The following is a 22039-nucleotide window of genomic DNA, read 5'->3' on the forward strand; positions in this document are numbered from 1 at the left end:
ATTCATCTCGATCGGCCGCAAGGCCAGGGAGCAACGAATGACCGTCAGCGTGCGCAGCTATCTTTCCCCCACCCTGGTCCTGCTGGCCTTCGACTGGCCCGATGCGGCGTCGCGTACCGATTTCCTCGGCTTCGCGATCCGGCGCACGCCGGGATTCTGGTCGGCCGACGGCAAGACGCGTGCGCCGGACAGCTGGCTGCCGAACCGCCTGACGTTCGACGGCCCGGCCGCCGATACGCAGGGCGACGCGCCGACCGACCAGGCGCCGATCCAGAAATTCATGTGGTGGGACGCGCGCATCGATCCGCAGGACCGCGGCGCGTCGTTTCGCTACGACGTGTATCCGGTCGTCGGCACGCCGGCGAACCTGCAGGTGCTCGATGCGCAAGCCGGCGTCTGCGATGTGGTGCTGCCCGCGCATATCGAGGACGGCATCGGCACGTGGTTCAACCGTGCGGTGGTGAGCTCGCAGGCGTTCGCGAAGCAGGTCGCGGCGCTGGGCCTCGCGCCGAATGCGGCACCGAGCGACGCGCAGGCGCTGAAGCTGCGGACGTGGCTCGCGAACGACATGGAGCAGGTGTTCGCGGAGATGCTCGACCCCGCGTCGCGCGCAGCGTCGGCCGTCTATCACCTGACCGACACGCTGTGGGCGCTGCCCGCGTTCGACGCGTTCGGGCGCAAGCATGGCGAGGCGTCGCTCGTGATCGTCTACGACGCGCACACGACAGCGCGCAAGGGCAAGCCGCCGCTGCCGTCGCCGAACCAGCCGGCCGTCGACGCGTTGCACGGGCGCGCGACGCTCGCGCCGCGCGACAAGACGCACATCATGCACGACAAGTTCGTCGTGACCGATGCGCCGTCGAACCCGGCGCCCGCGCGCGTGCTGACCGGCTCGGCGAACTTCACGACCGAGGGGCTGACAGAGCAGGCCAACGTGCTGCACGCGTTCGACTCGCCCGCGCTCGCCGCGCTGTACAACGATCGCGCGCATGCGCTGGCCGCGAATCCGTCGATCGCGGAGACGGCGCGGCTGTCGTCGGGCTGGTCGACGCCGATGACGATCGGCAGCGCGCAGGTGCGTGTCGCGTTTTCGCCGGAGCCATCGGGGCAGCGCACCGAAATCGACACGATCGTTGCCGCGATCGAGGCTGCGAAACATTCGGTGTCGTTCTGCCTGTTCATGCCGACGGACGCGACGTTGCGCGACGCCTGTTTCGCGGCCGGCGACCGCGGGCTGATGATGTTCGGCCTCGTGAACCGGATCAACGTCGGCAGCGCGACGAAGGCCGATGCCGCGCAGCAGGGCGGCCAGACGCTCGATGCGGCGACGCTCGCGAACCTCGAGCTGTACCATCGCCAGCGCGACCATCGCGACGTGATCGATGCCGCCTATTTTTCGCCGGCGACCGTGCCGCAGGGTTTCGATCCGGAACTGCGCCTCTTTCCGGGCGAACCGGCGCCGGCCTATCCGCCCGTCGTGATCCATCACAAGTTCATCGTGATCGATGCGGAGGGCGCGAATCCGGTCGTCTATACGGGCTCGGCGAACATGAGCCGCAATTCGGAGCAGTACAACGACGAGAACCTGCTCGAGATTCGCGATGCGCGGATCGCCGCGATCTATCTCGCGGAATTCCTGCGGCTCTACGAGCACTATCGCGCACGTGCGCTGGTGATCGATGCGAAGCAGCAGGGCACGGGCACGCATCCGCGGCTCGCGCTCGCGCCCGATTCGAGCTGGGCGAAGAAGTATTACGTGGCGGGAAGCCCGGAAGAGAAGGCGCGGATTGCGTTGGCGTCGACCGCGCCGACGAACTGACGAACTGACGAGCGGACGAGCGGACGAGCGGACGAGCGGACGAGCGGACGAGCGGACGAGCGAAGGGCGCGGAGGTTGCGCGCCCGGCGGGCGCCGGCCGGGAACCCGGCGACAGCCGCCGCTTACGCGGCGACGTAGCGCAGCACGGCGTCGGCGATCGTGTCGCGATGCCGTGCGCGCAGGCGCGGCGCCGACGGATCGCGGCCGAACGCGGCGCCGAACGTGTAGCGATTCGACACGCGGTGAAAGCAGAACGAGCTGATCAGCAGGTGCAGGTCGAACGCGTCGATGTCCTTGCGGAACGCGCCGCTTGCCGCACCGCGCTCGACCAGTTCCTCGAGCGTCTTGATGATGCTGACGTTGCGGTTCTTGAACGACTTGAGCTGTTCGAGATACTTCGCGCCATGGATGTTCTCGATCGACACGAGGCGGACGAAGTCGCGATGCTTGTCGTGATAGTCGAATGTGAATTCGACGAGGCGGCGCATGCCTTCGCGCGGCTCCATGTCGCCGACGTGCAGTTCCTGCTCGAGCGCGCGGATGTCGCCGTACACCTTCTCCAGCACGGCCTCGTACAGGCCTTCCTTGCTTTCGAAGTAGTAGTAGAGCATCCGCTTCGTCGTGTTCGTGCGTTCGGCGATCGCGTCGACGCGTGCACCGGCGAGGCCCATCGCGGAGAATTCCTGCGTGGCGACATCGAGGATGTTGCGCTTGGTTTGCTCGGGATCGTATTTGCGCCGCGCTTCGGACGCAAGCGCGCGGGTGTCGGACGTGGCGGCCTTGCTTCCTGCTTTCATGTGGCTTTATTGTGGCTTCGCGGCGGCTTGGAAAAGGCATTCTAGCATGCGGGAAACCCCCGCCCGGCCGACCTTCCGCTCTAATCGGCAAGGCCGTTTCGACCGCCCGCCGCGGCCGCTCAGCGGCGGCAGGAGGCGAGCGCGTCGCGGGCCTGGTACGCCGTGTACGTGAGCTGCGCGGCGGCGAGGCCCGCCAGCCCGAACGTGCGCGTGAGCCCGAATGCGGAGAAGCCGTCCGGCACCGGCCGGCCTTCGGCCAGCGCAGCCGCGAGCGCTTCGCCGGCGACCGTGGTCGGCGCCATCCCGTGGCCGCCGAACGCGATCGCGTGCCACACGCCGTCCGCGTCGCGGCCGATCTGCGGCATCTTGTGCCGCGCGTAGCTCATCAGCCCGCCCCACGCGTAATCGACCTTCACGTCTTCCAGTTGCGGATACACGCGCAGCAGGTCGCGTCGCAGCAGGCGCGCGATCGTGTCGGGGCCGCGGTCGAGCACGGAGATCCGGCCGCCCCACAGGATGCGCGTGTCCTTCAGCGGGCGGTAGTAGTCGAACGCGAAACGCGTGTCGTAGATCGCGTACGGCGCGTCGATCGCGTCCGGCAGGCGTGCGCCGAGCGGCTCGGTCGCGATCACGTAAGTTGCGATCGGCAGCACCGCGCGTTCGATGCGCGGCGACACGCCGCGCGCGTAGCCGCCGCCGGCGAACACGACGTCTTTCGCGCGCACCGCGCCCTGCGCCGTACGCACGACGTACCCGGCGCCTTCGCGGGCGATGCCGAGCGCGGCCGAGCGTTCATGGACGCGCGCGCCGCCGCGCGACGCGGCCGCCGCGACGCCGAGCACGTACTTGAGCGGATGGAAGTGGAATGCGTTCGGCTCGAACAGGCCGCCGTAATAGCGCTGCGTCTTCAGCCGCTCGCGCAGTGCGTCCGTCGCGACGGGTTCCCAGTCGACGTCGAGTTCGCGCTTCATCAGCGTGCGCACGCTGTCGAGCCGCGATGGATCGTCGAACCAGTTCGCGAGCATCACGCCCTGGTCGACGATGTCGCAGTCGATCCCGTAGCGCGCGATCCGCGTGCGGATCAGGTCGACCGCATCGACGGTGAGCCGGTACAGGCGGCGCCCTTCGTCGCGGCCGAGCGTGCGCAGCAGGTCGGCATTGTCGAGGCTGTAGCCGCCGAATACGAAGCCGCCGTTGCGGCCCGATGCGCCGAAGCCGACCCGTTCGCTGTCGAGCACGACGACGTCATGCACGCCGCGCTCGACGAGGCCGAGCGCCGTGCACAGGCCGGCGAGGCCGCCGCCGACGATGCAGACCTGCGTGTCGATCGTGCCGGTCAGTTGCGGGTAGGGCTGGCGGGTAACGGTGGCTTCGTAGAAGTTCTGCATGCGATTCGATGACTCGTAACGGCGGAAAAACGGACGGCGCGCGTCGATCTTGCCTGAACGCGTGCGCCGCGTCGAATGGGGTTTTCAGCGTGCCGGCTGCCGCGCTCGGGCGGCGGCAGGCGAGATGCGTGTCGTCAGGCGCCCGGCGTCGGGTTGGCCGGGCGGGCGACGTAGCCCGCGTAGCCGGTTTCGGCCTGTGGTGCCGCTTCGGGCGTCGCGTTGTGTTCGATCCACGGTGCGATCTCCATGTCTTCGTAGCGCACGAGGCGGCATTTGCGCACGAGCGCGTAGCCGAGCCAGATCGCGAGGAAGAACGGCAGGCCGATGTAGGTCGCGGCGATGCCGACCCAGTCGATCTTGTCGGCGAGGAGCGCCTGGTAGTCCTGGCCGAGCGCGACGACCGCGCACAGCGCGAACGCGAACAGCGGGCCGAACGGGAACCACTTCGACCGGTACGGCAACTGGTCGAGCCGGTAGCCCTGCTTCAGGAAACCCTTGCGGAACCGGTAGTGGCTGACCGCGATGCCGAGCCACGTGATGAAGCCGGCCATGCCCGACGTGTTCAGCAACCACAGGTAGACCGTCTTGTCGCCGTACAGCGACGTGAGGAAACACAGCGCGCCGACGGCCGTCGTCGCGTACAGCGCGTTGCGCGGCACACCGCCCGGCGACAGCTTCGCGAACAGCTTCGGCGCGCGGCCTTCGACCGCGAGGTTGTAGAGCATCCGCGTCGACGCGTACATGCCCGAGTTGCCGGCCGACAGCACGGCCGTCAGGATCACCGCGTTCATCACGCCGGCCGCGAACGCGAGGCCCGCGTGGCGGAACACGAGCGTGAACGGGCTCACGCCGATGTCGGTCACGTCGCTCTTCAGCAGGCTCGGATCGGTATAGGGAATCAGCACGCCGATCACGAAGATCGCGAGCACGTAGAACAGCAGGATGCGCCAGAAGATCTGGCGCACCGCGAGCGGGATCGTCGTGCGCGGGTTCTCCGATTCGCCGGCCGCGACGCCGATCATTTCGGTGCCCTGGAACGAGAAGCCCGCGATCATCGCGACGCCGAGCATCGTCGCCCAGCCGCCGGCGAACGGCGCGTCGCCGATCGTGAAGTTGCTCCAGCCCGCGCTCGGGCCGCCCCGCATGATCCCGAAGATCATCAGCAGGCCGACGCCGACGAACGCGAGCACCGTCAGCACCTTGATCAGCGCGAACCAGTATTCGGCTTCACCGAAGCCGCGCACCGACAGCGCGTTGAGCGCGAAGATCAGCGTGAGGAACAGCGCGCTCCACCACATGCCGGGCACATGCGGAAACCAGTAGTGCATCACGAGCTGCGCGGCGACGAGCTCCACCGCCAGCGTCACGGCCCAGCTGTACCAGTAGTTCCAGCCGAGCGCGAAGCCGAAACCTTCATCGACGAACTTCGCGCCGTAGGTCGCGAACGAGCCCGACACGGGCATGAACGCGGCCATTTCTCCGAGGCTCGTCATCAGGAAATAGACCATCAGGCCGATCACCATGTACGCGAGCATCGCGCCCCCGGGGCCGGCCTGCGAGATCGACGCGCCGGACGCGACGAACAGGCCCGTGCCGATCGAGCCGCCGATCGCGATCATCCGCAGATGGCGCGCCTGCAGGCTGCGGTGGAGGGCCGGCTGCGCGGGCGGCGAGCCGGACGGACGGGGCGAATCGGGGCGGGCATCTGAATGCATGGCGGGCGCTGGGCGCTGTCTCCGGGATTGTTTTTCGGTGACGAAGCGCGACGCGTGTGCCGGCCGTCGGCCGGGCAGCGGTGGTGCGTTGCGGAAACGGGCCGGATGAACCGGGCCGCAATGCGTGTCGCCTTCGTCTGTCGTCCGGCTGCCGTTGTGGCGGCCGTCGGCGCACCGGGTGCGTTGCACCTCGACGTCGCACCGATTGTGTGTGCCCGATGTACCGGCGGCAAACGATATTTCCGAACAGGGTGATGCGGCTTTGTCATCAACTTGTGGACGTATCGGCGAAGGCAGTCGGCCCGGCACGCGGCCACCAGCGCGGGCTTGCGACGTGTCCCGCCACGAACAATGAGGATGCGGATTCGTCCCGTTGATGCGAATTCGTCACGTCAAGGTGTTGCGTTTTCGGAATGAAGTCGTGAGTTAATATCAATAGCGGGCCGACTTGTGGCCATCGACAATGTGTTTCATGGATCGTGCGTCGCGAGGCGGCGGCGCGTGGCGATGCGCCGTGCGGCGCACCGCGTTCACCGACGCGCGCATCCGCTTGCACAAGGCGCGCGAACGCGCTCCAATCGAATCACGCGGGCGGCGCTGCCGCCGCACCGATCAATCTGTCCCTGAAGAGGAAGTGATGCAATTCAACGACATTCTTGCCGCGCTCGACATCGATCTCGCCCAGTGGAAAGGCAATGCACTGACCGCGCGTTCGCCGCTCGACGGTGCGACGCTCGCGACGCTGGCCGTCGACACGCCCGCCGACGCAGAGCGCAAGATCGACGCTGCGCACGATGCATTCTTCAAGTGGCGCACGGTGCCGGCGCCGGTGCGCGGCGAACTCGTGCGGGTGTTCGGCAACGTGCTGCGCGAGCACAAGGCCGAGCTCGGCCGCCTCGTCACGCTCGAGGCCGGCAAGATCACGTCGGAAGGCCTCGGCGAAGTGCAGGAAATGATCGACATCTGCGATTTCGCGGTCGGTCTGTCGCGCCAGCTTTACGGTCTCACGATCGCGTCCGAGCGCCCGGGCCACCGGATGATGGAAACGTGGCATCCGATCGGCGTATGCGGTGTGATTTCGGCGTTCAACTTCCCGGTCGCGGTGTGGGCGTGGAATGCGGCGCTTGCGTTCGTGTGCGGCGATCCGGTCGTCTGGAAGCCGTCGGAGAAGACGCCGCTCACCGCGATCGCGTGCCACCTGCTGCTCGGCAAGGCGCTGCGCGAATTCGAAAAGACGCATCCGGGCGTCGCGCCGGAAGGCCTGCATCAACTGGTGCTCGGCATGCGCGATGTCGGCGAGGTGCTGACGTCGTCGAAGAAGGTGCCGGTCATCAGCGCGACGGGCAGCGTACGGATGGGCACGGAAGTCGCGAAGGTGCTGAGCCAGCGTCTCGCGCGCGGCATCCTCGAACTCGGCGGCAACAACGGGATGATCGTCGCGCCGAGCGCGGATCTCGATCTCGTGGTGCGCGCAGTCACGTTCGCGTCGGTCGGCACGGCCGGCCAGCGCTGCACGACGCTGCGCCGCCTGATCGTGCATCGCAGCGTGGTCGAGCAACTGCTGCCGCGCATCGAGAAGGCCTACATGTCGGTGAAGGTCGGTAATCCGCTTGAAGACGGCACGCTCGTCGGCCCGCTGGTCGATCGTGCGTCGTTCGACGCGATGCAGAAGGCGCTGGCCGATGCGCGCGAGCAGGGCGGTGAAGTGAAGGGCGGCGAGCGCATCGATATCGGTCACGCGGATGCGTACTACGTGCGCCCGGCAATCGTGCGGATGCCGAAGCAGTCGGCAGTGGTCGAGCGCGAGACGTTCGCGCCGATCCTGTACGTGATGGTCTACGACAACTTCGAAGACGCGATCGACGTGCACAACGCGGTGCCGCAAGGCCTGTCGTCGGCGATCTTCACGAACGACATGCGCGAGGCCGAGCAGTTCATGTCGGCAGCGGGCAGCGACTGCGGGATTGTCAACGTGAACATCGGCACGAGCGGCGCGGAGATCGGCGGCGCGTTCGGCGGCGAGAAGGAAACTGGCGGCGGGCGCGAGTCGGGTTCGGATGCGTGGAAGGCTTATATGCGTCGCGCGACGAATACGATCAACTACAGTCGGCAGTTGCCTCTGGCGCAGGGGGTGAAGTTCGACGTTTGATGCGGGGCGCCTGACACGGGGCGCCGCATGCAAGCAAGAAGGGCCGGTTGCCGCATCACGGTACCCGGCCCTTCGTTTGTCTGTGCAATGGTGATCTTGCGAGCCGTGTTATGCGTCTCCCGCCGCCGGCATGTTCTGCACCACCAGCATCTGCGGGTTCGACAGCGTGATCCCCGCCGCGCGCAGCTTCTTCAGGATCTCGAACAGCAGATCGCTCTTCGTCGAACCCGCGATTCGCGGGCTCGACACGTAACCCGTCACGCTCAGCGTGATCCCTTCCGGCGTGAGCTGGCTGAACGTCACCGACGGCGCCGGCTTGTCGAGAATCGCCGAATGCGTTTGATACGCGTCGAGCAGCAGGTCGCGCACCTGCTCGGGATCGGTGTTCAGCGGGAACGTCAGCACCAGCGTCGCGACGCCCTGCGTGCTGTTGCCCATCGTCACGTTGCGCAGGTTCTGCGAGATCAGTTGCGAGTTCGGCACGATCACGGTCGAGCGGTCGCTGAGCTGGATCTCGGTCGCGCGCACGTTGATGCGGCGGATGTCGCCTTCGACGCCCGCGATGCTGATCATGTCGCCCACCTTCACCGGACGCTCGGTCAGCAGGATCAGCCCCGACACGAAATTCTTCACGATCTCCTGCAGACCGAAGCCGATACCCACCGACAACGCACTGACGATCCACGCGAGGTTGTTCCACCTGACGCCGAGCAGCCCGAGCGTCATCAGGACGAGCAGCACGTAGCCGACGTTGGTGAACAACGTGATCAGCGACACGCGCATCCCCGTATCCATGCCGAGCGCGGGCATGAACTCGCCGTCCAGCCAGCGGCGCAGCGAGCGCAGCAGGTAGAAGCCGATCGCGAACCCGATCACGGCGTTCAGGATCCGGTCGGGCATGATGTTCAGGCTCTGCAGCCGCTGGCTGCCGATCATCGCGACCGCGCTGTCGAGCAGGTCGCCCGGCGTCGTGCCGAAGCCGCCCGTCAGCAGCGCGACGGCCGCGATCAGCATCAGCAGGCTCGTGCCGAAACCGGACAGGACCGTGCGGGCCTGGTCGAGGTGCCGGTCTTCGAGCGCGAACAGGTGCTTGATCTGCTGACCCGACGACAGGTTCGACGAGAACAGGCTTTCGCTCGCATCGCGCGTCAGCTGCGTCAGGATGTAGGTGCTGCACAGCACGATCTCGAACCACACGAGCTCGTAGGTGATGAAGCGCGCGACCGTGATGTAGCCGATCAGGAGTGCGATCAGCGACACGACGATCGCCAGCGTGACGCCGGCATGGATCAGCCCGGCGAGCGTCGAGCGCTGCTCGGGCGCCTCGCCGGCCGCCGCGAGCGCGGTGCGCGCACGGTTCGCGCGCAATATCGACGCGCCGACCGTCAGTGCGACGACGAGCGAGACGATGCCGCGGCCGAACAGCGTGACGGACAAGCTGGTATCGACGATCCGGTTGATCGATTCGAGCGTGCCGGACATCAGCAGCAGCGCGGCCAGCAGGCCGGGGAACGGCTTCATCGCGAGCGCGACGGGATCGGCCAGTGCCGGCAGGCGCCACGACGGATGCTTGGTGCAGAGCAGCGCGCGGCCGAGCCCGGCAATCAGCGCACAGGTCGCCGCGAGCTTCGCGAACTGGTCCCACAGATCGCTCAGCGCCGGGGTGAGTTCGTAATGACGCGCCAGCGCGAGATAGAGGATCTGGGCGGCGATGGCGGTGGTAAGAAACGTCGAGAACGCCGTCGACAGCGACAGCGCGCTGCGGCGCAGGCGGGTGGGCGGCAGGCGGTTCAGGCAGACCCACGCGAGCCCGCGCTCGACGAGCCGGCGGCCGCCGATCCACACCGCGAACGCGGCAATCAGCAGCAGCGTGGTGATCGCCCGTTGCCCGGGCACCCACGACGAGCGCAGCATGTCGCGCAGTTCGTCGTCGAAATCCTCGAGCCGCTGGATGTCGTCTGGCGGAAGATGGAACAGCGGCAGCCAGAACTGCGCGCTGAAGATGCTGCCCGAACGGAACGCGAGCTGGTTCTTCAGCAAGCCGCGATGCAGCTTCGCGAATTGTTCGGTCAGGTTCGCAAGATTGGTCTTCTGGTCGGTGGCCTGTTTCAGCGCCGCATCGATTTGCGTCTTGCGCGCGTTCAGCGTCGCCCGCTGCTGCGCGACGGCCGGCGTTTCCGGCGCGGCGCCCGCGGCAGGCGCCGGGCCGAGCACGTCGAGTTGCGCCTGGATCTGCGTGCGCTGCGGAACGAGTTCGCTCTGCAGTTTCGCGACATCGGAGCTCAGCTCCTGCGTCGCATCGCCGAGCGCGTCCAGCTCCTTGCTGTTGGACGCGGTCGAGGTCTGCTGCTTGATGCGGTCCTGTTCGACCTGCATCTGCTTGAGCTGTGCGATGGCGTCGTTCAGCGAGATGGTTGGGACGGACGCGCCGACGCCGCTCGCGCCCGGGGCGGAAGCGGCCGCCGGAAACGCCGACGCGGTCGCGATCGCCGCGAACTGCAGCAGCGCGATCAGCGCGATCCGGCGCGCATACGTGGATAGTCGTTGTATGGACATGGAATGCTTACGATTTGCCGACAGTGCCGGTTGCCGAAAGGCGTCCGGAAGCCGGTAGTTGGCCCGGTAGCATGTTACCGGGGCGCGGAAGGCGTGGTTGTACCGATTGCGTGCCCCGTTCGCGGCGACTCCGGCAGTGCGTGCCGGCGCGAAACGGCGCGTGAGGCCCGTACCGTCGGGCCGGCATCGGCCGTGCGCGACGCGGGCGGCGCCGGATCGCCGTTCTGACGCGTTTTCCCGTAGCCGACAGAAGGTTACGCAATTTACACATTATCCGGCGCGAAAACGGCTGCCCGAATCGGTTCGGTGCCTGCAATGCGGCCGGACCGCTGGCGCGCACGTGCGCAGGACGAACGTGCCGGTACAATGCAGCGATTCGCCCGATGGCGGCTCGACGGTCGCCGGACAACAACACACAACACGACACGATCAGGAGACGCGCCCAAGATGGCCTCAACGGACAGCCTTCCGCTGGCACCTGCCCAATCCCCATCCGTCGACCCCGGCTCCATCTCGGCCCGCCTCGACCGCCTGCCACCCACCCGCACCGTCTGGAAGCTCGTCATACTGCTGAGCCTCGGCTTTTTCTTCGAACTCTACGATCTGCTGTACAGCGGCTACGTCGCGCCCGGCCTCGTGAAAAGCGGCATCCTTTCGGCGACGACACACGGCCTGTTCGGCACCACGGGCGTTGCGAGCTTCATCGCCGCGCTGTTCTCCGGGCTTTTCATCGGCACGATCGCATGCGGCTTCCTCGCCGACCGCTTCGGCCGCCGCGCGATCTTCACGTGGTCGCTGCTGTGGTACACGGCCGCCAACGTCGTGATGGCGTTCCAGGACACCGCGGCCGGGCTGAACTTCTGGCGCTTCGTCGTCGGTCTCGGCCTCGGTGTCGAGATGGTGACGATCGGCACGTACATCTCCGAACTCGTGCCGAAGCAGATCCGCGGCCGCGCCTTCGCGTGCGAGCAGGCGGTCGGATTCGTCGCGGTGCCGGTGGTCGCGTTCCTGGCTTACCTGCTCGTGCCGCACGCGCCGTTCGGCCTCGACGGCTGGCGCTGGGTGGTACTGATCGGCGCGCACGGCGCGCTCTTCGTGTGGTGGATTCGCCGCGAACTGCCGGAAAGCCCGCGCTGGCTCGCGCAGCAGGGCCGAGTCGACGAAGCCGACCGCATCATGCGGGCACTCGAGGCGAAGGTCGAAGCCGAATACGGGCGGCCGTTGCCGCCGCCCGCGCCGGCCGAGCCCGTGCCGCCGCGCGGCAGCTTCCGCGACATGTGGGTGCCGCCGTATCGCAAGCGCACGATCATGATGACGATCTTCAACGTGTTCCAGACGGTCGGCTTCTACGGCTTCGCGAACTGGGTGCCGACGCTGCTGATCAAGCAGGGCATCACGATCACGTCGAGCCTGATGTATTCGAGCGTGATCGCACTCGCGGCGCCGATCGGCCCGCTGATCGGCCTCGTGATCGCCGACCGCTTCGAGCGCAAGTCGGTGATCGTCGCGATGGCGGCGGCGATCGTCGTCTGCGGGCTGCTGTTCAGCCAGACGACGGTGGGCGCATTCCTGATCGTGCTCGGCATCGGCCTCACGCTCGCGAGCAACATCATGTCGTACAGCTTCCACGCGTATCAGGCCGAGCTGTTCCCGACGTCGATCCGCGCACGGGCAGTCGGCTTCGTCTATTCATGGAGCCGCTTCTCGGCGATCTTCTCGTCGTTCGCGATCGCCGCGGTGCTCAAGGGCTTCGGCACCTTCGGCGTGTTCGCGTTCATCGCGGGCGCGATGGCGATCGTGATGGCCGCGATCGGGCTCATGGGGCCGCGCACGAAGGGCATCGCGCTTGAAACCATCTCCAGGTAATCAACGGCTGTACACGCGTGTCGCGCGGTTCCCGCGGCACGCGGGCGACGCGATTCCATTGGACAAGCTGCATCGAAAATGATTTGGCATACGAATCGATGCAGCGAAGCCATCGCACTGTACGGGAAGTACAAGCCCAGGTTCACCGTCCGGGCACATGCCCTGAAATGCGCAACACACGAGGCTGCCACGCAGCACCAAAGCGAGCGGCAACGAGTTGAAACAAAGCGTGACGAAGCGCAAGTCCGCCGTGAAGCCGCGACTTTCTCCGCTGCCGATTCTTGTGCGGACGGGTAAAATGGAGGGCCTGACGACTCATTAGCCGCCATCGAACCGCACGCGTTGCATCAGCGAACGGCTTCGCCGCGAAGGGGCGTCGGCGCCGGGCGCACACGAAGCGCCGGATGTGTCGATGGCTCGCGCGGAAGATGCGCCGTTCGCAACAGCAACATGCGGCGGCCGGATCGGCCGATGGCTTCGAACGTATGACGCTTTCCAATTTGACGCGGCGATTTGCGAAGCCGCGTTGCCGTACCCGCGCAATCGCCGCGTATGTGTGGCTGGCTGCCGCACTGCCGATTGCCGTTCTTGCCGAGCGGCCTGCCTTTGCCGCGTCCGACGTACCGTCGTCAGCTGCTATGTCATCCTCATCAGTTGCGTCGCCCGCGTCGGCGGCTTCCCGCGCGCATCCGGCCTCGTCTGCGCATGCGTCGTCGGGGGCATCGGCCGCGCAGCCCGCGCCCGCGGCGTCGCACGTGCATCATGCCGACCCTGCCAGCGCGGCATCGGGCGCATCGGCGGCTTCTGCCGCATCCGCAGCATCCACCGCATCGCCTGCGTCGGCCGCTTCCGCGACGCCGGCAAGCGAGGCAGCGCCGCCGCCTCCGCCCACCCCGCCGCGCCGCCATCCGCCGCTGTCCGCCGAAGACGCGAAGAACGCAACGGCACGCGCGATCGACATGCGCAAGCGCTTCGCGCAGGAAGTCACGCGGCGCCTGAACGTGCCCGCGAGCGAGCAGCACGCATACGGCGAGCGGCTCCAGAAGGCGCTCGCCGATGCGGACCTCGGCGACCTGGCCGGCGAGTACGTCGCGATGGTCGACCGCACGCCGAACGTGCAGGCGCTCTTCATCTACTTTCGCGCCACGCCGGCCAATGCGTGGCTGATGGTCGGCGCATCGCCGGTCGCCACCGGGCTGCCGGGCAAGTACGATCACTTCCTGACACCGCTCGGCGTATTCCATCACACGCCCGACAACATGGATTTCCGCGCGGAAGGCACGACCAACGAGAACGGCATTCGCGGCTACGGCCGCCGCGACATGCGCATCTACGACTTCGGCTGGGTGGACGGCGAGCGCGGCTGGGGCAAGGGCGGCGTATCGCCGATGCGCTTCCAGATGCATGCGACCGACCCCGATCGCCTCGAACCGCTGCTCGGCATCCGGCACTCGAAAGGGTGCGTGCGGATACCGGCGTCGCTGAACACGTTCTTCGACCGGCACGGCCTGCTCGACGATGATTACCAGGCGCGTGTCGAGGACGGCAAGTCGTTCTGGGTGCTGCATCCGGGACGCGACATCACGCCGATCGCCGGACGCTATCTGGTCGTGATCGACAGCGCGCGCAAGACGCGGCCGGGATGGTCGCCGCTGCCGGGGCACAAGGCCTGGTCGAAGCTGCCGAAGGGCGGCGATACGGCGGACTGACGGCTGATGCGGTGAACGCGGCAGCGGCGGGGCGCGTCAACCCGCCGCTTCGCTGCTCATTAGAACAAGAATAAATCCGTTTTATCGACACATAAGAAAAGCAAACTTTTATTATCCGATCCGGGTTCGTATAGTCGAGTCCAGTTTCGCGGAACCCTGCCGCGCCTGGACCACCACCGATCACACGACCCGCATGAAAACTCTCTACAAGCTCGCTCCGCTCGCGATGCTCGGCGCCTTCGCGACCCATGCCGGTGCGCAAAGCAGCATCACGCTGTACGGTCTCATCTCGGCCGGCGTCGGGTTCGCGACCAACCAGGGCGGCAAGAACGCCTGGCAGGCGCTGTCCGGCACGAACCAGAACCCGCGCTGGGGGCTGAAGGGCAAGGAGGATCTCGGGCAGGGGCTGTCCGCGATCTTCCAGCTCGAGAACGGCTTCAACGTGATGACGGGCACGGCCGCGCAGAACGGCCGCGAGTTCGGGCGCATGGCTTACATCGGCCTCGCCGACCGCACCTACGGCTCGCTGACGTTCGGCCGCCAGTACGACGCGATCCACGACTACATCGGGCCCGTGATCATCGCGAGCAACGGCGTGAACATCGGCGACAACGACAACGGCTACAACGACATCCGCGTGCAGAATTCGGTGAAGTACGTGAGCCCCGTCTACTACGGCCTGAAGTTCACCGCGCTGTACGGCTTCAGCAACGCGACGGGCTTCGCGAACAACAGCGCATACAGCTTCGGACTCGGCTACGAGCAGGGCCCGCTGCGCTGGAGCGCGGTCTACGCGCAGTACAACCATCCGTACAGCGGCACGAACCAGGACGGCGCGATCGCGAACGACTATGCGTCGCCGCTGCTGATTTTCAGCAAGAGCGCGATGTCGCCGGCGGCGTACGCGAGCCGGCAGCGGATCGCGGGCACCGGTGGGTTCTACACGATCGGCCACGCGCAGTTCGCGGCGATGTTTACCGACGTGCGCTACGATTACCTCGACAATTCGCATCTGCACCTGCAGAACATCGGCGTGAACGTCGTCTACACGATGACGCCGCAGCTCTTTCTCGGCGCGGCGTATGCGTTCACGAACGGCAAGTACGACGTGATCGACAAGCGTCCGAAATGGCACCAGGTGAACCTGCAGGCCGATTACTTCCTGTCGAAACGCACCGACGTCGCGCTGACGGTGATTGCGCAGCAGGCGGCCGGCGACGCGGACCATGCGCAGATCTTCGCGTACGCGCGCTCGACCAGCACGCGCCAGATGATGGCGACGCTTGGCGTCCGGCACGTTTTCTGAGTCCCCGACCATGACCCATCCGATCGCATCCCGCCGCAGCTTCCTGAAACTGTCCGCCGCGCTGGCCGGCACCGCGCTGCTGCCCGAAACGGGCGCGTTCGCCGCCGGCGACGCCGCGCGCCGCACGGTGATCATCGATACCGATCCGGGGCAGGACGACGCCATCGCGATCCTGTTCGCGCTGGGCGCGCAGGACCGGCTCGACGTCCGCGCGCTGACCGCCGTCGCGGGCAACGTGCCGCTCGACCTGACCGAACGCAATGCGCGGATCATCCGCGACTGGGCCGGCCGCACGAAGACGCTGCCTGTCCATGCGGGTTGCCCGCGTCCGCTCGTGCGCGAACTCGTGACGGCCGCGAACGTGCATGGCAAGACGGGGCTCGAAGGCGTCGAACTGCACGAGCCGCGCGCGCCGCTTGCGACCGGCCACGCGGTGTCGTACCTCGTCGATACGCTGAGCCGCGCGGCGCCGAACAGCGTGACGCTGTGCGCGCTCGGCCCGCTGACGAACATCGCGACCGCGCTGGTCGAAGCACCGCAGATTCGCGGCGCACTGCGCGAAATCGTGCTGATGGGCGGCGCGTTCTTCGAACGCGGCAACATCACGCCGGCCGCCGAGTTCAACATCTACGTCGATCCGCAGGCGGCCGACATGGTGTTCGGCAGCGGCGTGCCGATCGTCGTGTTGCCGCGCGACGTCGCGGTGAAGGCGCCGATCACGCCGGCGCGTGTCGCGCCGTTCCGCGCGCTCGGCAACCGCTGCGGCGCGATCGTCGCGGACATCATGACGGCGGAGCTGGCGTACAACAAGAAGCGGCGCGGCGTCGACGACGGGCCGATGTACGACCCGACCGCGGTCGGCTATCTCGTCGATCCGACGATGTTCGGCGGACGCAAGGTGAACGTCGTGGTCGAGACGACCGGGCAGTGGACGCTCGGCGAGACCATCGTCGACTGGAACGGGCGCAGCGGCCGCGCGGCGAACGCGACGTGGATCAATGAGGTCGACGCGGACCGCTTCTACGCGACGCTCGTCGAGCGCATCGCGAAGCTGCCCTGAACGCGGGCCGTCGCACGGCGAACGGAATCAGGAATCAGATGTGCTTCGCAATCCACTCGCGGCAGGCGCGCACGTGCGGGCCGCGATCGTCGCCGGCGAGCGAAATCAGCGAGATCGCGCGGGTGACGCGCGGTTTGTCGACGCGCAGCGCGACGAGTTCGGGATCGTGCAGATGCATCGTGTAGAGGCTCGGCAGTACGGCGGTCGCGAGGCCGTTGCGCGCGAGCGCGTAGAGCGGCTCGGTGTATTCCATCCGGTACGTGACGTTCAGGCGCAGCTTTCCGGCGCCGCCGGTGCGATGCAGCGATTCGCTGACGCTGCCGCGCACGAACACGGCCAGCTCGCGATCGACGAGTTTCGCCCACGTGACGCTCTTCGCACGGGCGAGCGGATCGTCGTGCCGCACGACGATCACGATCTCGTCCTCGAAGAGTTGCTGGTAGCGCAGCGTGCCGTCGTCGCTGTCCGGTTCGCGCACGCCGATGCCGAGATCCGCGACGCTGTCGCGCACGGCTTCGACGAGCGCGCTGTTCGGCAGGTCGGTGAGCGTGAAGCGCAGCGTCGGGTGCGTGCCGCGCAGTGCGTTGAGCGCGGGCAGCAGACGGCCCGCGACCGACGGGATGAACGCGATCCGCACGGTCTGGATGCGTTCGCCGATGAGCCGAGTCATGTCGTCGAACGTGCCGCGCGCCTGGTTGAGCAGCCGTTCGGCGAGCGGCAGCACGGCTTCGCCGGCGGACGTCAGCGTGAGCCGGTGCGCGGAACGTGCGAACAGGCGCCCGCCGAGCAGGAACTCGATCTGGCGGATCGACGCGGTGAGCGCGGGCTGCGTGAGCGACAGCGCCTGCGCGGCCTGCGTGAAGCTGCGTGCATGGGCGAGCACGACGAAGTGCTGGACCTGCCGCAGCGTGAGCGCGGGCAGCAGCGACGAGCGGTCGGACGACATCGGGCAATAACGGTCGGAGTGCGGTACGCGGCAGTATAAGACCGCGCCGCGCGTACCGACACAGGACAATATTCGGAATCACAGGAGAACCACCATGTCAGCGACTGACACGATGCCGGCGCGATCGCCGGCCAACTGGCTCGAACGCCGCTTCGCGCTCGCCGCGCGCGGCACGAGCGTGCGCACCGAGACGATCGCGGGCGTCACGTCGTTTCTCGCGGCGGCGTACCTGCTCGTCGTGATCCCGTCGCTGCTCGCGACGGGCGGCATGGAGCGCGGCGCGGCGACGACCGCGACGATCATCGTGTTCGTGCTGTTCACCACGCTGATGGGGCTCTATGCGAACCTGCCGTTCCTCGTCGGCCCCGGCATCGGCGGCTCGGTGATCATCGGCGTGACGCTCGCGACGACGGAGCACGTCGGCTGGCAGACGGGCCTTGGCATCGCATGCGTGTCGGGCGTGCTGTTCTTCCTGCTGACGATCCTCGGCGCGCGCGGCGTGGTGGTGCGGCTGATTCCGGTGCAGATCAAGCTCGGGCTCGGCGCGTCGATCGGCCTGTTCGTCACGATGCTCGGGCTGCGCAACGCGGGGATGGTCGTCGCGAACGCGAAGACCAACGCGTTCGCGCTCGGCGATTTCTCGCGGCCGGGCGCGCTCGTCGCGCTGATCGGCCTGGCGGTCGCGGTCGTGCTGCAGGCGCGCAAGGTGCCCGGCGCGATCCTGATCGCGATCCTCGCTGCGGCCGCGGCCGGCGTGCCGCTCGGCGTCACGCACCTGCCCGCGTCGTTGGTGTCGCTGCCGCACAGCATCGCGCCGATCGCATTCAAGCTCGACATCGGCAGCGCGTTGAGCCTGGCGGCCGCGCCGTACCTGTTCGCGTTCTTCGCGGCGGAGTTCTTCTCGACGCTCGGCACCGCGCTCGCAGTTGGTGCGAAGGCGAACCTGCTCGACGAACACGGCAACCTGCCGGACATCAACCGGCCGTTCCTCGTCGATTCGCTCGCCGCGACGCTCGGGCCCGTGCTTGGCATTCCCGCGCTGACTGCGCTGATCGAATCGGCGGCGGGCGTCGAAGCGGGCGGCCGCAGCGGGCTGTCGTCGCTGGCCGCGGCCGTGCTGTTCGCCGCGATGCTGCTGTTCGTGCCGGTCGCGCTCGCGATCCCGAAGGAAGCGACCGCGCCGGCGCTGATCCTGATCGGGTTGTCGATGTTCGCAACGATCCGCCATACGCATTTCGACGACTTCACCGATGCGCTGCCCGTGATGTCGATGGTGCTGCTGACGCTGATGTCGAACAGTTTCGGCACCGGCATTGCGGGCGGGCTGCTGTGCTATGTGCTCGTCAAGCTGCTGGCCGGCCGCTGGCGCGACCTGTCGTGGGGGCTCGTCGTGCTCGCGATTCCGCTCGGCTATTACTTCTGGACCGTCGTGAAGCCGCACTGAGAGACGGCTTTCGCGACGCATCGGCACTACCCACAAGAGACTGAAATGAAGGGAACACCAGGCAACGTCCCGGCCGCGCGCACGGGCATCGAAATCACGCCGGCCCATCGGGCCTTCTTCCGCGCGCTGCCGAAGGTCGAGCTGCATTGCCATCTGCTCGGCGCGGTGCGGCACGACACGTTCGTCGCGCTCGCGGAACGCAGCGGCGCGCCGATCGAGCGCGCGGAGATCGACGCGTTTTATGCGCGCGGCGAGAAGCCGGTCGGCGTGCTGCACGTGCTGCGCGCGCTGGACAAATATCTGCTCACGCAGCCCGACGACCTGCGGCGGATCGCATACGAGTATCTGGAAGATGCGGCTGCGCACAACGTTCGGCATGCAGAATTTTTCTGGAACCCGACGGGCACGGTGCGCGTATCGGGCATCGCGTATGCGGACGCGCAGGCCGCGATCGTGACGGCGATCCGCGATGCCGCGCGCGACTTCGGGATCGGCGCGCGCCTGATTCCGAGCATCGATCGCGAGCAGGATCCCGACGAGGCAGTCGCGATCGTCGAATGGATGAAGGCGAATCGCGCGGACGAGGTCGCGGGGCTCGGGATCGACTATCGCGAGAACGACCGGCCGCCGGAGCTGTTCTGGAAGGCTTACCGCAACGCGCGCGCGGCCGGCTTCCGCACGACCGCGCATGCGGGCGAGTTCGGGATGCCGTGGTGCAACGTCGAGACGGCCGTCGATCTGCTGCAGGTCGATCGCGTCGATCACGGTTATACGATCGTCGACAACCCCGAGCTGTGCGCGCGCTATGCGGAACGCGGGATCGTGTTCACCGTCGTGCCGACGAATTCGTACTACCTGCGCACGCTGCCGCCGGAGCAATGGGCGGAACGGCATCCAATGCGCAAGATGCCGGGCCTCGGGTTGAAGATCCATCCGAACACCGACGATCCGACGCTGCACAAGGTCAATCCGAGCGAGGCGTGGGAGCTGATGTTCAGCCATTTCGGCTTCACGGTCGCCGAGCTGAAGCAGTTCATGCTGAACGGGATCGACGGCGCGTGGGTGGACGAAGCGACGAAAGGCGCATGGCGTGCGGCATGGGCGCCTGAATACGACGCGCTGGCCGCCGCGCTCGCGGCGGGCTGAACGCGATCGAGTGCTTCGCCGGCCGGCACGTCGTCCGGCCGGCGATTTTTTCGGATGGGGAAGGTAGTCGCCCTCGAAATCGGACAGCGTGCCTGCGCTCCGTCATGGTTGAGCGATGACGGCGATGGTGCGCGGCGCAGGCGGCAACCGCCGGCGTCTTGGCGTGCTCCTATAATGAGCGCCGACACGATCACGGCAACAATAAAAACGAGGGCGACCCTTCCGATGGGCAATCGATCATGGCTGTATCTCCAGGCCGGTGACGGCGACGACGCGCGAACGATCCCGTTCGCGGAATCCAATAACCACTTCCCGCTGCTGTGGCGCGTGCTGCTTGCCGACGGCGGCGCAGGCGACGCGATTACCGATCAGCGCGTGTTCGGCGACGCCGGCACGCCGAATCTCGTGAGCGACGCACGCGCCGCGCATGCGCGCGTCAGCCGGCTCGCGTCGTTCGTCGCCGCGTATCCGTTGCCGGGCGACGATCCGGCGCTGGCGCGCCAGTTCGATGCGGTCGTGCGTCATCTCGGCGAATCGATCGATGCGCTCGGCGACGCGCAGGGCGCGCCGCGGTTTTCCGCGAATGTCGACGAACTGTCATGGCTCGACGGCGGCGATCCGGACGATTTCATCAACCAGGAACGCGATGCCTGCACGCGCCTGTGGTGGCGCGTCGCGAACTGCATGGACTTCCGCGACGTGCGCGGCGTGCGCGACGTGCTCGAGATCGACATGCCCGCCGACTGGCGCGACTGGGCGTGGGGCTTCGGGTTCGGCGGCCTGTCGCACTACTACTTCTGGCGCCAGGAGCCGCCGCGCCGCGCGACCTATGAAGATCTGTTCGGCGGCGGCGAACTGCATGGCGACTATCTCGGCGACGGCACGTTCAGCTTTCGCGCGCGCAACGGGCAGTGGGGCGTGCGGCGCGAAACCGACGATGCATGGAGCGTGATCGTGCCGCCCGAATGGGCGAACCTGTGGGCCAGCGGCGCGCGTAACGACCGGTTGTTGTGGGCCGCGCGCGACGGAAAGGTCGGCCTGTTGCTTGCCGACGGCGACGGCGAGGGGGCGCGGATCGTGCGCGAACCGGCGTTCGACGCGGTGTGGGATTTCAGCGGCGAAGTCGCCTGCGTGCGCGTTGGCGAGCGGTTCGGGCTTGTGCGCACGGACGGTGCGTGGGTGCTGGAACCGACGCTCGACGATTTCGGCGAGTTCACGGGCGGCGTCGCGTCCGCGAGCCTGGACGGCCGCTGGGGCTTCGTCGACACGCATGGTGCGTGGGTGATTCTGCCGCGTTTCGACGACGCGCATGAATTCGTGAACGGCGGCGTCGCGGCGGTAGCCGAAGGCGAGCAGTGGGGGCTGATCGGGCGCGACGGGCAATGGCGCGCGCAGCCCGAGTGGGCGGCGCTCGAATGGTCGTCCGAGTGCGGTGCGTTCGTCGCGCGGCGCAGCGGTCACGTCGGTCTCGTCGATGCGAAAGGCCGGGTGATCGTCGAACCGCATTACGCGGAAGTGGCCCCGCTGACCGACGGCGACCGCGCGGAAACGTTCGACGAACTCGGCGCGATCCGCCATATCGTGCGGCGCGACGACGGGCGTTGCGCGATCGTCGACGGGCAGGGCCGCGAGCTCACGCCGTTCGACTTCGTCAACATGGGCGCGCTGTCGTGGTTGCCCGACGACGAAGCGGTGCCGGGCGAGCTGTTCACGCGTTACGCGATCGGCGTCCTGCCGGGCGAGCCGGTGCAACTGGCGATCTGCGATCTCGAGACGGGCGCGACGATCGCGCAGGGGCGCTACGACGATGTCGCGGGCCTGTTCTGGGGTGCCGGTCACGGCTGGCTGGCCTGCGTGCAGCACGACGACGGCAACGACGTGCGCGCGACGGTGCTGCGCGCGGACGGCACCGTGCTCCATCCGGCGCATTACACGCGGATCGGCGACGACACGCTGTTCGACGACGATGCCGCGCATGCGACGTCGATGCCGTGGTTCGTCCGCCGTGTCGAGATCGCGCAGCGCTGGAGCGTGGATGAACCGGTCGCCGCATTGCGCGACGACGGCGTGGCCGTGTGGCTGTACGCGGATGGGCACGCGACGACGACGCCTCGGTAGCCCGGAGCGTCGCCGGCACG

14 protein-coding genes are annotated in these 22039 nt (G+C 67.5%); 9 read left to right on the forward strand and 5 right to left on the reverse strand.

Features of this window, described 5'->3' with window-relative positions; translation table 11 throughout:
* The first annotated feature begins 37 nt into the window (after positions 1–37).
* A complete protein-coding gene (locus CUJ89_RS18595) occupies positions 38–1819 on the forward strand; it encodes a phospholipase D-like domain-containing protein (protein WP_114178937.1) in 1782 nt (593 codons plus the stop codon).
* Between the two features lie 122 nt (positions 1820–1941).
* Here CUJ89_RS18595 and CUJ89_RS18600 read toward each other — a convergent pair whose 3' ends face one another.
* From CUJ89_RS18600 to CUJ89_RS18610, 3 genes are all read right to left on the reverse strand, one after another.
* Positions 1942–2616, reverse strand: coding sequence for a TetR family transcriptional regulator (locus CUJ89_RS18600; protein ID WP_059238928.1), 675 nt, complete (start codon positions 2614–2616; stop codon positions 1942–1944).
* Positions 2617–2735: 119 nt separating this feature from the next.
* Positions 2736–4004: an NAD(P)/FAD-dependent oxidoreductase gene (locus CUJ89_RS18605; RefSeq protein ID WP_114178939.1), complete on the reverse strand. Its 1269-nt coding sequence runs from the start codon at positions 4002–4004 to the stop codon at positions 2736–2738.
* A 134-nt stretch (positions 4005–4138) separates the two neighbouring features.
* A complete protein-coding gene (locus CUJ89_RS18610) occupies positions 4139–5719 on the reverse strand; it encodes an amino acid permease (protein ID WP_114178941.1) in 1581 nt (526 codons plus the stop codon).
* 637 nt (positions 5720–6356) lie between these two features.
* Here CUJ89_RS18610 and CUJ89_RS18615 point away from each other — a divergent pair.
* Complete coding sequence (locus CUJ89_RS18615; RefSeq protein ID WP_114181441.1) at positions 6357–7868, forward strand: aldehyde dehydrogenase family protein; 1512 nt, start codon at positions 6357–6359, stop codon at positions 7866–7868.
* A 108-nt stretch (positions 7869–7976) separates the two neighbouring features.
* Here CUJ89_RS18615 and CUJ89_RS18620 read toward each other — a convergent pair whose 3' ends face one another.
* Positions 7977–10424 (reverse strand): DUF3772 domain-containing protein, encoded by a 2448-nt coding sequence (locus tag CUJ89_RS18620; protein ID WP_114178943.1) that lies wholly within the window; start codon positions 10422–10424, stop codon positions 7977–7979.
* Positions 10425–10871: 447 nt separating this feature from the next.
* Here CUJ89_RS18620 and CUJ89_RS18630 point away from each other — a divergent pair, with 447 nt between their 5' ends.
* The 4 genes from CUJ89_RS18630 (at position 10872) to CUJ89_RS18645 (ending at position 16365) form a co-directional block, all read left to right on the forward strand.
* The gene (locus tag CUJ89_RS18630; protein WP_114178947.1) at positions 10872–12290 is read left to right on the forward strand and encodes an MFS transporter; all 1419 of its coding nucleotides are present in this window, start codon (positions 10872–10874) and stop codon (positions 12288–12290) included.
* Positions 12291–12718: 428 nt separating this feature from the next.
* Positions 12719–13999, forward strand: a complete 1281-nt coding sequence (locus CUJ89_RS18635; RefSeq protein WP_114181442.1) for a hypothetical protein — start codon at positions 12719–12721, stop codon at positions 13997–13999.
* Between the two features lie 193 nt (positions 14000–14192).
* Complete coding sequence (locus CUJ89_RS18640; protein ID WP_114178949.1) at positions 14193–15305, forward strand: porin; 1113 nt, start codon at positions 14193–14195, stop codon at positions 15303–15305.
* 10 nt (positions 15306–15315) lie between these two features.
* On the forward strand, positions 15316–16365 hold the full coding sequence (locus tag CUJ89_RS18645; RefSeq protein WP_114178951.1) for a nucleoside hydrolase: 1050 nt from the start codon (positions 15316–15318) through the stop codon (positions 16363–16365).
* A gap of 34 nt (positions 16366–16399) precedes the next feature.
* On the opposite strand, the gene CUJ89_RS18650 is transcribed toward CUJ89_RS18645, so the two are convergent.
* Positions 16400–17311 carry a LysR family transcriptional regulator gene (locus tag CUJ89_RS18650; RefSeq protein ID WP_114178953.1) on the reverse strand — a complete coding sequence of 304 codons (912 nt, stop codon included), beginning with the start codon at positions 17309–17311 and terminating at the stop codon, positions 16400–16402.
* A 94-nt stretch (positions 17312–17405) separates the two neighbouring features.
* Here CUJ89_RS18650 and CUJ89_RS18655 point away from each other — a divergent pair, with 94 nt between their 5' ends.
* The 3 genes from CUJ89_RS18655 to CUJ89_RS18665 all read left to right on the forward strand — a co-directional run bounded on the left by CUJ89_RS18655 (position 17406) and on the right by CUJ89_RS18665 (position 22019).
* The gene (locus CUJ89_RS18655) at positions 17406–18755 is read left to right on the forward strand and encodes an NCS2 family permease (RefSeq protein WP_114178954.1); all 1350 of its coding nucleotides are present in this window, start codon (positions 17406–17408) and stop codon (positions 18753–18755) included.
* A 45-nt stretch (positions 18756–18800) separates the two neighbouring features.
* Positions 18801–19901: an adenosine deaminase gene (add, locus tag CUJ89_RS18660; RefSeq protein ID WP_114178956.1), complete on the forward strand. Its 1101-nt coding sequence runs from the start codon at positions 18801–18803 to the stop codon at positions 19899–19901.
* Between the two features lie 225 nt (positions 19902–20126).
* A complete protein-coding gene (locus tag CUJ89_RS18665) occupies positions 20127–22019 on the forward strand; it encodes a WG repeat-containing protein (protein WP_114178958.1) in 1893 nt (630 codons plus the stop codon).
* Positions 22020–22039: the final 20 nt, after the last annotated feature.

Source organism: Burkholderia pyrrocinia, assembly GCF_003330765.1.
In the GTDB taxonomy this organism is placed as follows: Bacteria; Pseudomonadota; Gammaproteobacteria; order Burkholderiales; family Burkholderiaceae; genus Burkholderia; species Burkholderia pyrrocinia_B.